We start from the raw sequence: 16,102 nt of genomic DNA, 5'->3' as shown, positions 1-16,102 counted from the left end.
TTTACAGCTTTTTCTCCTTATACAACGGCGCAATTCGATCGATCCGATTCGTCCAAATCCCCCCTGTATACGAAGCTGGAAGCCGCTCCAAATCAGCTGGCGTATCAAATCCTGTTGAAAACTCCGTCCCATTGCCTCCAACAACGAGAATGCGCGTATCCACTTTATCCATACGATTTAGAAATTTGTCTGGCCATCCCCATAATAGCGGAGCCAGCTTCTCAGGAATATGGATCTGTATATGTTCGCAAGCCGCAGGCGTAATGCCTGTCCAGCCATAGGCAAGATAAGGGAGTAAACAGCTTTTCATCGTATCAACAGAGATAACACGCATGTCTGGCAGTTTTTCCTTCACGATAGCTATTGGCAAATTCCCACCATAAATCGTCAATTGTGCTCTCCGGTCTGGTGTAAGCTTTGACAAGATGTTAACTAAAACATCGCCTTCATGAGGATCATCCGTTTTTATATGAATGAGGAACATGTTGTCTGGGAATTGCGAGAATACTTCGCCAAGAGAAGGCATTAATCCAACACCTTTGCCGCGAAAAGGAAATGATTTCCCATGATCGGCCGTATAGCCGTAGCCAATATCCACCTTTTTCAGCTCAGCCATTGTGTAGTCTTTGGACTGCCCTTTTACATTCGTTCGACAGTCAAGTGTCCAATCATGGAATACGGCGAATTGCTCATCTTTGGTCATATGGATATCAAATTCTACCTCATCGGCTCCAGCTTCAAAAGCAGCTTGCATCGATGGCAGGGTATTCTCCAGATAGGGATGCTCTGGTTCAAAAATGCGTTCAGCAGTGCAGGTATCGTTCTTCAGATTCTCTGTATGGAAGGTTTGTGATAGACCACGATGCGCCATGAGAAACGGCTCCCCAGTCCGTTCTTTAGCAAGGAGTGATGTGTTGTTCACGTAAATGAACACAAGGAGAACGAGGATCGTCCATACTATTTTACTTTTAAAAAGTTTTCGCAATCGGTTCATTGGTCCTCCATTATGTTCGATGCAGAGATGAGCGTGTTCACTCTTTATAGCTTTTCTAGATTCGGTAAAGGTTGATCCACGTTTTCTCTCGGAGCAGTCAGACTATGGATCGTAAGCAGCGCATGTGTACGTTTTGCAGTTAATAGTTCGACAGTTTGTTCTACATAGAATTGTTCGTATTCTGTAGGCTTTACACGCACTTTCATTAATTTTCCATTCGGTTTCCGAATATGTATACGATATTCTTCTATGAACTCAACTTTGGCAATCATTTTCTCCGCGTCATTTTGCACCAAGTCGATACTAATAATAACCACAAGGATAAGAAACACACCCAGACATAAACTGAAAAGGGAAACAAAAATAACAGGACTTTTAGCAGCAATATTAATAATGATTTGTACAAGAGATAAGAAGGTCATCATACTGACGGTAACAAGTTGTAATTTCATTGATCTTTCGTAGAGCTTCATTACGCAATCCTCCCATGCCTTTATTAATCAGGACGTCTGTTAAACGGAACTCTCTACATTGTATTCGTGAAAGATACAGCATTCCCCTTGTTAAATGAACGCAAAAAAAGAACATCCACAGGATGCTCTTCCTTCTTACGAATGAGAACGAAATTTAACGAGCTTTTCGTTTCCGCTTATGAAATACGAACCACGCTACTCCGATCGTTCCGACAGCGAGCAATGCGCTAAACAGAACGATATAGCTCAAATGAAATATATTCAAATCAGTTCCTCCTCTGTAACATATACCCCAAACTTTCCTTACTTAGTAAGATGGGTCATCCGCAGTTAAAATATGTAGATCCGCATAGGATAATTCTAGGAGGTGCTGTTACATGGACAATAAGCGTACATGTCGACTTATCCGTTCATCTCGGACCTATCACGGAAAACAAGGATTCGATTATCATGAAGCGATTTCCAAGGAAAGTGCTGATTCGCAAGGAATTTGTATGATGCTGCTAACCATTCTGCCCGGTCAACGAGCGAAAGCTCATCTGCATCAGAATCATGAAACCACCATTTATATGATGGAAGGGAAGTCCTGTATGTGGTACGGCGAGAACTTGGAACAACACATGGAACTAGAACAAGGTGACTTCCTCTATATTCCAGCTGGCATGCCCCATCTCCCCTATAATCCAAGTACGACGGATATTTGTACTTGTGTACTTGCCCGCACGGATCCCAATGAGCAAGAAAGCGTTCTTCTGCTGCCTGAGCTTGATGCACTGTGGGATTCTAAAAAGACTTAACAAAAAGAAAAGCAGAGAATCCACGATGGACTCTTTGCTTTTCTTTTCGTTTCTTCGCTTTCCCCTTTGTCTTTCACCTTACATCAACCAATGGAAGCGTCTTTCTTTTGGCCTTCATGGCCAAATAACAAGCCGTCAGGATGGCACCCGCTGTTCCGCAAATGATGTCAGTCATGGTATCGAGCAAGCTGCCATTTTGTGAGTTGAGACCAAACAAGTGATCTGTCGTAAACTCATAGATTTCCCAAACTCCCGCCATCGCCACAGAGAAGAAAAAGCAAAGCCATACGGCGACCTTTGATGAAGGTGGTTCAGTTCCCTCTTGGTGATCGGCTGCTTTGCTATAGATGAGTAACCCGATGAAGCAGAGAATGACGCCCGAGAAGAGATGCTCCATTTTATCCAAATAAGGAATGACGCCATAAAACCCAAATTCGTTGGCTATGAACATCGTGACGAATATAAAGAGCAGTACACAGAAGCGCAACGAAGTAAACATGGTTGTTTTCGTCCATTTGACAAGGAGTCGAATAAGCTGAAGAACAGCCACAATAAGGACCGCTTGGAACATTTTGGCCCCATTACCTCGTACCAGAAAATAAACAAAACAGCATCCCGCCAGTACATACATCCCTAATTCAATGAGATCATTCCACCGATCCTTACCCTTCATCTGCTTCATCTCCCTATTCCATCCTGATAAAAAGGAAGCACCTTAACTGGTCAATTTTCAAAGCACTTCATTATCCTATGCCTATTATTGAACGAAATGAATGTCGTCCAAGCTGCAAAACAAAAATCCCGCCTGCCGCTTTACAGCGAGGGGCGGGTTTATGCCGGACTATTTTTTGTCTGCAAGCCATGTGGACAATGAACTGATTTCATCATCGGAAAGCTTTCCTTTAAAAGCAGGCATTGCACCCTTGCCGTTGGTAATGAGCGCGGTAAGTTGATCTTTGGAGTGTTTGCTGCCTACCTTTTGAAGATTCGGTCCGACTAAGCCTTCCAAATTAGCGCCATGACAGCTGACACAATTGGCCTTGAAAACCGTCTGTGCATCAGCTTTAGTTGTTGTTCCAGTACTTGCGGATGCTGTTGGCGAAGTGGTTGTCCCTGCAGTAGGACTAGGTGTCGTTTCACTCTTACCACAAGCAGATAATGCTCCAGCCAGCAAGAGGGTGAGTACTACGATCTTTCTGTTCATGCGTATGCTTCTCCTCACATTTCTTAGGTTCACATGCCGTATTTTGAAATCGGATACCTACCACTACATTGCCCCCATTTCCATATTTTCATGCAAATGATGAATAGGAAATGCCTTTCAAGCTCAACATATCCATAACTAACCAGATGTACATAAAATTCCATGGAGGAATGACAAATTGGCTGACAAAAACTCGCAACATACACCTGATCATTCTCGTCGCCGTTTTCTCAAGTATACCGGTACTGCCATTGGTGGCGTAGTCGTCGGTGGCGTCATTGGAAGCGCAGTGTCAGGAGGTTTTAAGAAAGATACACCCGAAACCTCTCCATCGCCATCCGCAAGTCCTAACCCGCAAGTCACCGCTGATTATAATCAGGCACCCATGTTCTTCAATCAATCTCAACTGCAAATCGCCGAAGCCGCCGCGGAACGGATCTTTCCCAAGGACGCCAATGGCCCAGGAGCAGCAGAGTTAGGTGTTGCGTTCTATATCGATCATCAGTTAGCCAGTCCTTGGGGCGTAAATGCGCGTACCTATCGGATGGGACCATTCGTCAAGGGTGAAGCCACGCAAGGTGATTACCTCAGTATTCAGCGTCATGAGCTTGTCACGATGGGTCTGAATAGTCTTGAAGAAGCCGCTAAAACCAAACATACGAAAGGCTTCGTTGATATTAAACCCGAAGAACAGGACGCGTTACTAACCGCCATGGAAAAAGGTGAGATCAGCGTCGTAAACGGCATCACGGGTAAAACCTTTTTCAACTTATTTCGCATCCTCGTTATGGAAGGTGTCTACTCTGATCCGCTGTATGGCGGGAATAAAAATATGGCTGGTTGGAAAATGCGTAAATATCCAGGCAACCAAATGAGTTATACGAACATGATCGATAAAGATCAATTCGTCGTTATGGAGCCCCGCAGTTTGCACGATCATTTTGTTCACTAGAGGGACAATTCTCACGAAGGAAGGAATACATGGATGGCTACTAAAATGCCGAAAGTCCCCGTTGTCATTGTCGGTATGGGATGGGTCGGGGGAATTATTGCTGCTGAATTAACGAAGCAAGGTGTGAAGGTTGTTGGCTTGGAGCGTGGAAAGCCGCGCAATACCGCTGATTACTACATGGTCCATGATGAGCTGAGGTACGCCTCACGCTATGATCTCATGCAAGATTTGTCCAAAGAAACGGTGACATTCCGCAACACCGAGAAAATGGCTGCTGTGCCCATGCGGGAGTATGGTTCTTTCCTACTCGGGGAAGGTCTTGGCGGGGCGAGTGTTCACTGGAATGGACAAACTTATCGTTTTCTCCCCTATGACTTCGAGATTTATAGCAAAACCGTAGAACGCTACGGCAAGCAAAAGATCCCGGAAGGCATGACGATTCAAGATTGGGGCATCACGTATGACACGTTAGAACCCTACTTTGACAAGTTCGAGAAATTAGCTGGTATTTCTGGTGACGCTGAACAGAATCCAATGGTGGGCAAACGTTCCGCTCCTTTTCCTACCAAACCAATGGTGAAAACACCTGTCCTGAAATTGTTCGAGGACGCGACCAAAAAGCTCGGGTATCACCCGTATATGATGCCTTCGGCCAACTTGTCAGAGCAGTATACGAACCCGGATGGTATCACGCGTGCAGCCTGCCAATACTGTGGCTATTGCGAGCGATTTGGTTGTGAATACGGGGCAAAAGCCGATGTGATTGTGACTGCTCTCCCCATTGCGCAGAAATCTGGCAATTTCGAATTACGTTCTTACTCCAACGTGACACAAGTGTTAAATGACGGCAAAAAAGCCAGCGGCGTTGTTTATGTGAACACGGTTACCGGCGAACAATTCGAGCAGCCTGCAGATGTTGTCATCATGGCAAGCTATGTATTCAATAACATTAAGCTGCTGCTCACATCCAAATTAGGCAAACCTTACGATCCAGCGACAGGTAAAGGTGTAATCGGTAAAAATTACTGTTACCAAACAAACGGCGGAAGTGCCACAGGCTTCTTCGATGAAAAACAGTTCAATTTATATGCAGGTGCCGGCTCCCTGGGCATGGAGATTCCTGATTTCAATGGCGATAATTTCGACCATACGAATTTGAATTTCATCCACGGCGCAGGTATTCGGATCTCCCAAACTGGCCAGCGACCCATTGCAACAAACTCAGTTCCCAAAGGCACAGCGGCTTGGGGGCAAGATTTTAAACAAAAGTCGCTGAAATACGCGAACAGTGTCTTGTCCGTCTCTCCACAGGGCAGCAGCTTACCTTGGAAGCATCATTATGTGGATTTGGATCCAACCTACAAAGATGCTTACGGACTCCCGCTTCCACGCATCACTTTCGATTTTGAAGAGCAGGATCGACAAATGATCAAATTCGTAGCTGGTAAAGCATCAGAAATCATGAAAGAGATGAACCCAACGACCATTGGTTCCTCGGATCAGCTTGCGCCTTACAATATCGTTCCCTATCAATCGACCCACAACACAGGTGGAGTCATTATGGGGGCAGACCCTTCAACTTCAGCGGTTAACTCGTATTTACAAATGTGGGATGCAGAGAATGTATTTGTGGTAGGTGCATCCGCTTTTGCTCACAACAGTGGTTACAATCCAACAGGAACGGTTGGAGCCTTGGCATACCGCGCCGTTGAAGGCATTGCTAAATATTTGAAACAAGGCGGAAGTGTCGTTTGAGATCATGAGGGTCTTTACGATTCATGAAGGAGGTAGAATGGCATGGAGCAAGAAGATTGGATCTTACATTTGACGGAAGTTCGCAAGCGATTGCTCATCGTCTTAGCCTGGTTCATCGTCACACTAAGTGTCGGTTTATACCTCTCTTCCGATATTCTTTTGTACTTGAAAACACAGCCATTAATCGGTGAAATCAAGTGGAATGTGTTTGCTTTTACAGACGGGCTGATGATTTATATGAAATGTGCGTTTCTGTTCGCTGGTTTATTCACAATCCCCGTGATTCTCTACCAAGCATGGGCTTTCGTGAAGCCAGGCCTGACGGAGAGTGAATCTAGGAGCGCACTTCCCTATATCCCCGTCGCCTTTGCCTTGTTTATCATTGGGGTGTCGTTCAGCTATTGGGTCGTTTTCCCGATGATGATGCGTTTCATGATTCGGATGAATCAATCGATTGGTGCCGTCGAAACCTATGGTATAGATCGCTATTTCGCTTTCCTCTTTCAAATTGTGATACCGATGGCTATCGCCTTCGAGCTGCCCGTTGTTCTCCTTTTCTTAACAAAGATCGGACTGCTAACGCCACAAATTTTGAAAAAGTCCAGGAAATATGCCTATATCGCGCTAACCGTCACTGGCTCCTGCATTTCGCCACCTGATATGATTTCACACTTGTCCGTTACAATTCCATTGATACTATTGTTTGAAATCAGTGTTTTGGTGTCCAGCTGGCAATGGCGAGCCATGCAGCGTGTTGCGAAACTAAATCTAATCGAAGAATGATATGAAAATAGGAAAAGAGGATGAACACCATGTTCAACAATATTGGCGTTTCAGGATTAATCTTGATTCTGGCTATCGCTTTAATCGTTTTCGGCCCTTCCAAACTGCCACAGCTAGGACGCGCTTTTGGCGATACCTTACGTGAATTCCGTAACTCGACACGTAATATCATGGAAGATGGCGAACGTGACCACTTGATTGAGAATGAGGGCAAGAAGCCGCCTCTATAATGACCAAAAAAGGAGCCTTTCACTTGGTGAAAGAGCTCCTTTTTACTTATTTTACATACATCCAGGGAACATACCCGTTGAGATCGCAATACGATTCCAAGCATTGATCGTGTTGATCGCCATAATTAACGTGACATATTCACCCTCATCAAAATGCTTACGTACGCGATCGTACAAGTCATCTGACACACCTGAAGCAGCAATGGAGGTTACGGCTTCCGTTAATTCCAAGACCACTCTTTCTTTCTCCGTATAAAATGGCGCTTCACGCCATGCACTCAATAAGTAGATACGCTGCTCTGTCTCCCCCATTTTGCGAAGATCACGCGTATGCATATCTAAACAAAATGCACAGCCATTCATTTGTGATGCTCTAATTTTAATAAACTCATACAGCGTTAGATCTAATCCGCTTTCTTTCACAAAACCTTCTAACTTCATCATCGTTTGGTAAGCAGCAGGGTTTACTTTACCGTGTTGTAATCTAACTTCCATTTAAATTCTCCTCCACAACGCTGTATTTGGGTTTGCGTCTATAGGACAAATGAGTTTATGGTTTTGTGACATTTCGCCGCATATTTATTTGAAGTAATTTATCTGGATTCTTAATTAGGAACATTTGGCGTGATTGATCCTTATTCTTTGCGAGTTCAAACAAGATGACCATCGTCAAAATTTGCTCCTGAATAAGCGCAACTCCGGATTGACCATTGAAGGTTGTAGATATCCATTGTCCCTCCAATGAACCCTTCGTCCAAATCCCTTCGAAGAACGCGGCAATTCGCTGTTTCCCATAGATCGGATGAATGGCAGCCCGCACTTTCCCGCCACCATCTGAGATCATCACAGCATCTTCCATTAACAGGGAGACAAAATCTTGAAAATCCCCCGTATCCACCGCGTGAAGGAACTTCTTCACCAACGGATCGGTCTCACCTAAAGCAATCTCATTCTGCTCAGTTGCTTCATTGATTTTACTCTTAGCGCGACTATAAATTTTGCGACAGTTCGCTTCCGATTTCTGAAGCATGTCGGCCACTTCTTCATACTCATAGCCGAGTACTTCTCTCAGTACGAATACAGCTCGTTCTACCGCGGTTAATTGTTGCAACAAGACTAGAAACGCATATGAAATCGTTTCATCTTGAACAAGACTGCCCATCGGATCATCGCGGGATGTGTTCATATGAGGCTCAGGAAGCCATGGGCCCATGTAGGTTTCCCTTTGCTTACTAGCGGAGTTCAAGTAGTTCAAGCAACGATTCGTTACCATTTTGACCAAATACGATTTCACATTTGTTATATGTTGCATGTCTGTATGTTGCAATGTGATAAATATATCTTGCAGCATATCTTCCGCATCGGAAACCGTGCCTAACATCCGGTAAGCGACAGAGAATAATAGCCGTTTATAGGTAATGTACAACGTCTCCAGTTCCATCCGAGCTGCTCCTTTCCGTGTTTCGTGTAACACTAATCCCCATAAAGCTATTGTTTTCTCGCGACAAAAGTGAGGCAAGCTGTCTTCAACTGGATGGGTCTGCCATTACGCTCGATGTCAAATGCTAAATGATTTAATGTCGTTAATAAAACTTCCCAATCATCATACTGATTAGAGATGATGTTTTGTAAGTGTTCTGTTGTAAGATTAAGCTCGATAAGAGGTGTTAGTTCTTCTCCAGTTAACTTATCTATTTCTTGCAGCTGTGAATTCAGAATCAAACAATGAATACCCTTATCCTTCGTCCCCCTCGCCATTTGATCCAGAACACGTTTGAATGTTTGCTCCGAATCCACATGTTCCAGTGACGATACAGCAACGATATAATCGAAGGTATTCGCGGCAATGTCATAGTCACCAATGTCAGAGAGATGGGTATCGATTTTCTCACTAACACCGAATTGTTCACTGTAAGCTACCAACTTGGAAAGCGCGGATTGCAGAATGTCCACACAAACCACTTTCCCCCCTCTATGTTTCAACGCTTCCGCCATGGGGATGCTGTTTCGCCCAACACCACTACCCAGATCCAGTACAGTAACCTTCTCATAATCGTCGAAATGGGATAAAGTTTGCATGACCGTTCTCACAGGCTTTGATAACCAGGTTCCCTCTTCAAATAACTTATAATTTTCATAGCATGCCTCATGGTATTTTCTTTCTTCTTCCCTAATCTTCGTAATCCGTGAGTATTCAATCAACCAACAATCTCGCAGTTCACCCTCATGCAGCTCATGTGCAAGTAGTTCCTTTACTTTCTTAAATCCACAACGCTCATAACATGTGATTGCTCGCACATTCCATTGCTGTGGATCCATCACGACACGATCTGCCCCGAGTTCACCTATTAAGTATGCCACCATGGATGTCACAAGCAGCTTCCCAATTCCTTGATTCCAATAATCCGTTTCACCTATAAATTGATCCGTTCCATAAATGGTCTCCGCCCGATCATCGTACCCGTATTCAAGGCGTTCCTCTTCATCAATTTCGTAAAATTGAATATATCCGATCGGCTTCTTATGGTATTCAATAAGGCATCTAGTCGCTGAGTCTTCCTTATAGAAATGCTCCTCTACCCTCTCCATGTCATGGGGGCGATCTCGCCCTTCATAATAAGTGAGAACCAAGGGATTATTCAACCAAGCTACGAGCAGCTCTTTGTCACTGGACACCAGTTTTCGTACGGTCAATGCGTCGGTTTGGTAGATTAGCATAGGATACCTTCTTTCCACTTCTAGCTTTATGCTACTTCGACATTCGCACCTTCGATTCTTTTTTTCTGATAAAAAGAAAGCTTGTTTTTGCGTGATCGTGAGTTTTTGGAATCTATTGCGATACGAATGCTAGGCGCCTATACTAAATGTGAACATACGATGAATGCGGAGGCCGTTATGAAAATTTATATCATTCGACATGCTGAACCGGACTACCCCAATAATACCATCACACCGCCTGGACACCTTGAAGCCCAAGCGTTAGCAGAACGTCTACGTGGAACAAAGATCGATCGGATCTACCACTCCCCGCTAGGCAGGGCTATACATACGATGCAGTACACCGCGGATGCGATGGGCATTCAACCGACCTTATTGCCATGGACTGCAGAACTTGAGGGCTGGAACTTCGTGCATCCAAATGGAAAAACCGAAGTTGCCTGGAATGTGGATAACTCATGGATTCGTCAGCATCACCCCTATCCCTCCAGTGAGAATTGGCATCAACTGCCACCATTCAATATGCCTGATTTTCATGACAAATATGAAGAGATTCGCCGCAATTCTGATCGATTCTTTGAAGAAAATGGCTATCAACGTGAAGGTGGCCGCTATCGGATTAAGGCATCTAACAGAGACACCATTGCTGTGTTCTGCCATCTCGGCTTCGGCTTAGCTTGGTTGTCTCATCTTCTTGAGCTTCCTTTGCCGATGGTCTGGGCAGGCTTCTGGATTGCACCAAGTTCGGTAACGACGATTGTCATGGAGGAACGTGCACATGGCTGGGCTGCTCCCCGATGCTATGGCGTAGGCGATGTTGGACATCTCTATCAAGCTAATCTCCCCCTCAGCCGTGCAGGGTTGCTGGCAGACAACATTGATTAATAAAAAAGGAAGAGGCTATTCTGCAAGTAGATGTAACGCTACTTGTAGAATAGCCTCTTCCCCCACCATTATCGATGCCAAACAATTTCAATGTCTAGCTCCTCCAGGATATGACCGCACGCAATCTCGAATACGTTATTCCCTAATGCGCTTACCTGTTGCTCCTGCCCATTGGCCAAGACGTGCGATGGAACAACCTCCGAATGAAAAGCAAATCTTCCGCCTTCTCGCAGTCGAATCAGCTCACTTCCTTGCTTCCGCCACTGCTTCAGGATCGCATGTGAGGAGGCATATTTATTAAGTAAGCCTATTGCCGTAACCTCGCTCTTCATCTCAACAAGTAGGAATAACTTACAAGCTTCTGGCTGAAGCGCAAACGCGAAACACTCTCCTGGTTCCAATACTTTTACTTCTTGAGAGAAATGTTCAAAGAGAATGACGCGTTTATCTGCAAGCGTGGGTATATCCATCGTGGAAATCGTTCCTTCTTGCTCAATACCTTCTTCCCCAATATGAAAGGCTGCAACGATTCCAGCTTCTCCTGCATAATTCCACAGTTTAAGCGGGATAGGCTCTCGTATCGGATCTTTGGTCAAACAGTCTAGAGTAGGAACAGCAGTTCGTCCACACCGAATCAGCTTGCCATCGCTATAGATTAACGGCAAAAGCTTTGTCGGATCGGTTTGACCGAGTGGATCACTGATATAGACAGGCCCGCCGTTTATGGCTCGAAGCACGGCATTCTGATGATCGTCATGATTGATGGTCCAGAACATATCCCAATCCCCCCAATAGAAGGAACCATGATAATAGGAATTGTAGGCATTTTGTATCGCATGCTCCCGAAATCCATTCGGGCTCTTCGGCATGAAGTCATCACTATTGCGCGACACCGCAGATGTTGGACGATGCCAAATGTTTTCTGCTGCCATGCCCATGCAGTTAATCATCGTACGATTGAAATGCAGCGCAACCGAAGCTTCGATGGCTTGATGTGCTGCCGAAGCGGAAGCGCCGACAGAACGTTCAAATTGCAGGAAGTTGTTGATTGCCGCTTGACTGTCCACCTTAACGAAATCAATGCCTTGTCGGCGAAGATACCCGTGCCAAGCATGCCAGAAACCGAAGCCCAAGGCTGGGTCAGGATAAGGAATAAGACTTCCATCTGCTGTCTTGTATAGATAATTCCCAAGTGATTTGGCAAGGGTACTGTCCGCATCGATGCCGCCCCAATACCCAACGATAGTATGCCAGACGCCGACCCATTTCACACCATGCTTTTCTTTAAGCTGAGCTACCGTAGCCGCGAGACCCTCTGGAAATTTATCTGGATTCGCGTCAAAGGCCTGCAGCTTGCCACCCGCTTCGGTAGACCAGCCATCATCAATCATCATCCAACGCACAGGCAGACCAACACGGTTAAACTCCTCAGCTTTTGCCAATACCCCTTGCTCATCAACCTTTTGGTAAAAAGCATCCCAACTGCACCAGCCCAAATAATCTAGCACTTCAGGATACGTTTTGTGCTCACGCGGGAGGACTGGATAGTCCAATTCCATCAGTGCAGCTTCCGTTGTTCGATCTGCCAACGTGTACGGCTCCTTGCCAACTCCCAGTACGAACGCCAGCGTCTCTTGATGCTGTAAGCCTCCTTGATAAGAAGACAAAATCACGGATAAACCTTGATCATGAGCACCTCCGCCTCCTTGAAGATCGGTTCGGCAGACAGGTCCACAAACAGGCAGTAATCGATAGTAAGCTGCATCAGACTGCCAAAGCAACGAAATCGTTTGAGCCGGAAGTTTTGTCAGATCAGATTCAAAGTGAGGTCGTGTCCACCAGGCATTATGCTGATAATTCGCCATCAAACTGGTCAATCCCACGATCTCATCCACAGTAATGCGGATACTTGCTTTGGCTGAGAAGGACTTTTTTCGCACGAATGGATTCTTCGTAGCGATACGTCCATTAACAAATCCAAGAACTACATCATCGTAACACCGTAAAGTAAATGACACATTGACGTTACCGCCGTCATCGAATTTCAAGGTATGTTCCTCGTACACCCCAAGCTTGTTAACACCATGCGTTGTCTCACTGGCTTGATACGCCAGTCTCTTGGACGCTTCGTTGTCCAAAGATACGGTTACGCCGAAGCCGCTGAGCACGGGCCGACCCGAATTCTCTTCCAAGCTTAGCGCGGATACAAGTAAAGTCGAATCCTTATAAGTAAACATCGTTGTCCACTTCCTGATCGTTTATTAGCATTGAATGGCCATGATAGAGAGGATATCAATCTCTACCTTGGCCATTCGCGTATGCGCACTATCCATTTAATTCCATACAAACCTTGTTAACACCTTTTCATGAATAACAAACTTCTCATGCGCTAAGTAAATTTACATTTATTACCATATATTTATTCTAAAGTGACCACATTAGTTAATGCCGTCATATCAGTGAGATTATCCCAAATGAATGCTTTAAGTGTGTATCCTTCCACCGATTCTGACATGGTCATCGATACCGTTAACGTCGTATTGTCATACTTGTTCAACACAACCTCTTGCGTCTTGGTTTCCACAATGCCAGATGGTGCTTGCAAGGAGACAATCAGAGTTGCATTCAAATGCTTATCGGTTGAATTTATGATTCTCGATGATACCGTAATCGTGCCGGTCGTCAGAGCGGTTATTTCCTGACCACTGGCATCCGTGAACAGTGGTGTCTCCACAGACTGCTTCGGTCCGACGATCACCTCAACCGAGTTGCTTTCGATGATGTTGCCGTTATAGCTGAATTTGGCATGGAAACGAGTCACGCCTTCGGAAATCCCTTTCACGAATCCACCGTTAACAACAGCAACTGTCGGATCATCAACGATATAGGACAACTCCGTGGAATCCGTTGGCAACTCGACCATTTGACCCTCACGATCTGTGCCTGTCACAGAGAATTTCGTGGATTCCTCTAAGCGCAGCTGCAGCTTCGAAGTGAACAGCTGAATGCGGGCGATATCCTCCAAGCCGAAGCCCTCCAGATACACGAGCTTAATCGCATCCGCTACGACCTCGCCAGTTGCTGCATCGCTCAGTTGAATGTAGCCTGAAGTACCTGCACTGAAACTATGGATACCGAGCTGATTCCAAGTTCCTCCCCTTACCGGTCTTTGATCGGCTGTATAGGTTTTCGATCCTGTTGCCGAGGTGACCGTGTACTTCGCATTCCCCGCCCTCGATGAACCACCGTCCGGCAGATAGTAATACACGGCGTAAAAACCAGGGATTGTAACCTGCGGAGTCCATTTGACTGAGTTTGTTCCTGATCCTGCTGCAATCCTCACAAAGTTGTTATTATAAGAATTGGTTCCTGTTGAAGCTGTCCAAGTGCCGACTTTAACGGCCTGTGTATCGTCGACAATAATGGACTTCCGTGTTTTCACGGAAATACTTGCGCTCGGCTCGGAGGAATTCCAATTCCTGTCTTTGGCCACCACATAGAGATTGTAATCTGTATCTGGTGTGAGTCCAGTGACCGTAGCTTCATTGCTGGCGATCACAGAGGTGAGCAGTTGATTGTTCGCTGCGTTATAAATATCCGCATCCAGGTCCACGCCATTTTCAGAAGCTGCCCATGTCAAAGTTACGGTCGAGTCTTGGTAATCTTTGACGGCTACCGTGGTAGGTTTGGCTGGAGCAATCGTGTCGTTGATTGCGGTAGACGAATCTTCGAACGCTCCGATATCCGGTGATCCTCTATAAATCGGATTGTTCCAGAAGTCCCTTCCTCCGTTGTTCGCGACCACAGCACCAGCTCCAATCAACGGTGAATCCGGCTTCAGCTTATAACCATCCACCGTGTTGTAACCATCTACGCCTTTTCCTGGATCCACAAAACCTGGATCGCCTACGACGTTATTCTTTCCTTGCGTCGGTGCGGCTTTACCATAGAAAGCGTTGGATAGGAATTTAGGCCCTGTCGGATACGTTTCTGTGATAGGCGTTGGCCCTGTTACATAGAAAACGTTGTTCATAAACGTGGCATTCGGATTATTTTTCATTTGGAATCCGATACCGAGATCATTATAGAAGACGTTGTTATAATAGATTCCCGGATCGTTAATATTCAACGTATAGCTATGCCATCCGTCACGCTTATCGTTCTGACTGATGTTGTAGCGGAGGATGTTAATACCGCCTTTCAACTGACCCATATCCATAAAGAAACCCCCTGCATTGTCATGGGTATAGTTGTATTGGAAAATATGGTCGCCTCGCGTTGCCAGATCCGTATCAAATGCTGCGGAATCTGAATCAGCTTTGATTTCCGCACGCGTACGACCTACTTCGTTAAATTGCACCAGCGCCCGATCGGTTCTCCAAACCCAGATGCCCGCAATCCATTTGATACCGGGAGCATAAGCACCTGCATCCAAGCTGATATTATGCTCAATCAATGGATTAGATGAAACCCCTACAATGATGCCGTCTGCACCTGTATTGGACACCGTGTTGCCTCTAATCGTGACGTTTTTGTTAAAATACGCGACATCATTGGAGAAGGCTGTAATATTAACCCCTATGACCGCCAGATCATGAATATAATTGTTTTCAAGCGTCAAACCGTCGATATATGCTTTGGGCTTACCGGTTTCGAATTCCCAAGCTTCGATTTGAATGCCGGCGTTCGCATTTTTGTTAACCCCTTTATCCTTACCATCGGTAGTCGTGGTCGTGGCTTCACCTGTCAAATTCATCCCTGTGACATCATGGATATCCATATTACGAATCGTAATATCATTCATGGGTCCATTGTGAAATGACTTAATCCAGATCCCGCTTCTTCTGTAAAAACCTGTTTTGTAATCATCTGGTGCCGCTGGATTAAAATTCGTTAACTCCAAGTCCTGCAGGGTGATATATTGAATGTTTTCCAGATCGATCGCTGCATAAGCGGCATTGGCATTAATGACAGGTGCGGGACCCTCCCCATATTTACCTACAACGATGGGATTGCCCTCTGCCCCTGAGCTTTTCAGCTTCAGTGAGCCCGACCAGGAACCGCCAGACTTGAACAAGATATGATCACCAGGTTGAAAATTGGTCTTATTATTTACTTTGGTTATGCTCTTCCAAGCTGTCGCTTCACTGGTTCCGTTATTACTGTCACTTCCGCCTACGGCATCAATATAGTAGGTAACTCCGTCAGCATAGGCACGGTTAACAGGACCGACAGTCCCCCATACGCTTAATAGCATAATTGCAGCCATAGCGATGGAAATCATCTGTACAAATTGACGTTTTACATTCAT

General features: G+C 45.4%; 15 protein-coding genes and 1 pseudogene. 6 read left to right on the top strand and 10 right to left on the bottom strand.

The window, feature by feature from the left end:
* Position 1: 1 nt before the first annotated feature.
* On the bottom strand, positions 2–994 hold the full coding sequence (locus tag AC58QM_RS32725) for a glycerophosphodiester phosphodiesterase family protein (protein ID WP_497288934.1): 993 nt from the start codon (positions 992–994) through the stop codon (positions 2–4).
* 44 nt (positions 995–1,038) lie between these two features.
* Positions 1,039–1,467, bottom strand: a complete 429-nt coding sequence (locus tag AC58QM_RS32720; protein ID WP_497288933.1) for a hypothetical protein — start codon at positions 1,465–1,467, stop codon at positions 1,039–1,041.
* A 377-nt stretch (positions 1,468–1,844) separates the two neighbouring features.
* On the opposite strand from AC58QM_RS32720, the gene AC58QM_RS32715 reads away from it, so the two are divergent.
* Positions 1,845–2,264 (top strand): cupin domain-containing protein, encoded by a 420-nt coding sequence (locus AC58QM_RS32715; protein WP_310224139.1) that lies wholly within the window; start codon positions 1,845–1,847, stop codon positions 2,262–2,264.
* A 73-nt stretch (positions 2,265–2,337) separates the two neighbouring features.
* Here the strand turns inward: AC58QM_RS32715 and AC58QM_RS32710 are convergent, their stop codons facing one another.
* Entirely contained in the window at positions 2,338–2,946 is a 609-nt protein-coding gene (locus AC58QM_RS32710) for a DUF2238 domain-containing protein (protein WP_497288932.1), read from the bottom strand.
* Positions 2,947–3,105: 159 nt separating this feature from the next.
* Positions 3,106–3,468, bottom strand: a complete 363-nt coding sequence (locus tag AC58QM_RS32705) for a c-type cytochrome (RefSeq protein ID WP_310224137.1) — start codon at positions 3,466–3,468, stop codon at positions 3,106–3,108.
* Between the two features lie 178 nt (positions 3,469–3,646).
* Between AC58QM_RS32705 and AC58QM_RS32700 the strand changes: the two genes are divergently transcribed.
* Genes AC58QM_RS32700 through tatA form a run of 4 tightly spaced genes read left to right on the top strand, consistent with a single transcriptional unit; the run spans position 3,647 to position 7,188 of the window.
* Complete coding sequence (locus tag AC58QM_RS32700; protein ID WP_497288931.1) at positions 3,647–4,420, top strand: gluconate 2-dehydrogenase subunit 3 family protein; 774 nt, start codon at positions 3,647–3,649, stop codon at positions 4,418–4,420.
* Positions 4,421–4,453: 33 nt separating this feature from the next.
* The gene (locus tag AC58QM_RS32695; protein WP_497288930.1) at positions 4,454–6,175 is read left to right on the top strand and encodes a GMC family oxidoreductase; all 1,722 of its coding nucleotides are present in this window, start codon (positions 4,454–4,456) and stop codon (positions 6,173–6,175) included.
* 42 nt (positions 6,176–6,217) lie between these two features.
* On the top strand, positions 6,218–6,958 hold the full coding sequence (gene tatC, locus AC58QM_RS32690) for a twin-arginine translocase subunit TatC (RefSeq protein WP_497288929.1): 741 nt from the start codon (positions 6,218–6,220) through the stop codon (positions 6,956–6,958).
* Between the two features lie 29 nt (positions 6,959–6,987).
* Entirely contained in the window at positions 6,988–7,188 is a 201-nt protein-coding gene (gene tatA / locus AC58QM_RS32685; protein ID WP_497288928.1) for a twin-arginine translocase TatA/TatE family subunit, read from the top strand.
* Between the two features lie 51 nt (positions 7,189–7,239).
* Here the strand turns inward: tatA and AC58QM_RS32680 are convergent, their stop codons facing one another.
* From AC58QM_RS32680 to AC58QM_RS32665, 4 genes and pseudogenes are all read right to left on the bottom strand, one after another.
* Complete coding sequence (locus AC58QM_RS32680; RefSeq protein ID WP_497288927.1) at positions 7,240–7,683, bottom strand: carboxymuconolactone decarboxylase family protein; 444 nt, start codon at positions 7,681–7,683, stop codon at positions 7,240–7,242.
* 55 nt (positions 7,684–7,738) lie between these two features.
* A complete protein-coding gene (locus AC58QM_RS32675) occupies positions 7,739–8,629 on the bottom strand; it encodes an RNA polymerase sigma-70 factor (protein WP_497288926.1) in 891 nt (296 codons plus the stop codon).
* Between the two features lie 47 nt (positions 8,630–8,676).
* On the bottom strand, positions 8,677–9,387 hold the full coding sequence (locus tag AC58QM_RS32670) for a class I SAM-dependent methyltransferase (RefSeq protein ID WP_497288962.1): 711 nt from the start codon (positions 9,385–9,387) through the stop codon (positions 8,677–8,679).
* Between the two features lie 60 nt (positions 9,388–9,447).
* Positions 9,448–9,906: pseudogene (locus AC58QM_RS32665) on the bottom strand (GNAT family N-acetyltransferase); the annotation flags it as partial.
* Between the two features lie 177 nt (positions 9,907–10,083).
* On the opposite strand from AC58QM_RS32665, the gene AC58QM_RS32660 reads away from it, so the two are divergent.
* Positions 10,084–10,791 (top strand): histidine phosphatase family protein, encoded by a 708-nt coding sequence (locus AC58QM_RS32660; RefSeq protein WP_497288925.1) that lies wholly within the window; start codon positions 10,084–10,086, stop codon positions 10,789–10,791.
* 68 nt (positions 10,792–10,859) lie between these two features.
* On the opposite strand, the gene AC58QM_RS32655 is transcribed toward AC58QM_RS32660, so the two are convergent.
* Both AC58QM_RS32655 and AC58QM_RS32650 read right to left on the bottom strand, forming a co-directional pair.
* Entirely contained in the window at positions 10,860–13,028 is a 2,169-nt protein-coding gene (locus AC58QM_RS32655; RefSeq protein ID WP_497288924.1) for a Sip1-related alpha-galactosidase, read from the bottom strand.
* 182 nt (positions 13,029–13,210) lie between these two features.
* Positions 13,211–16,102 carry a golvesin C-terminal-like domain-containing protein gene (locus AC58QM_RS32650; protein WP_497288923.1) on the bottom strand — a complete coding sequence of 964 codons (2,892 nt, stop codon included), beginning with the start codon at positions 16,100–16,102 and terminating at the stop codon, positions 13,211–13,213.

It is taken from the genome of Paenibacillus sp. J22P165 (genome assembly GCF_059692015.1).
The sequence above is the reverse complement of the archived record's forward strand: the minus strand, read 5'-3'. Positions and strand labels throughout refer to the sequence as shown.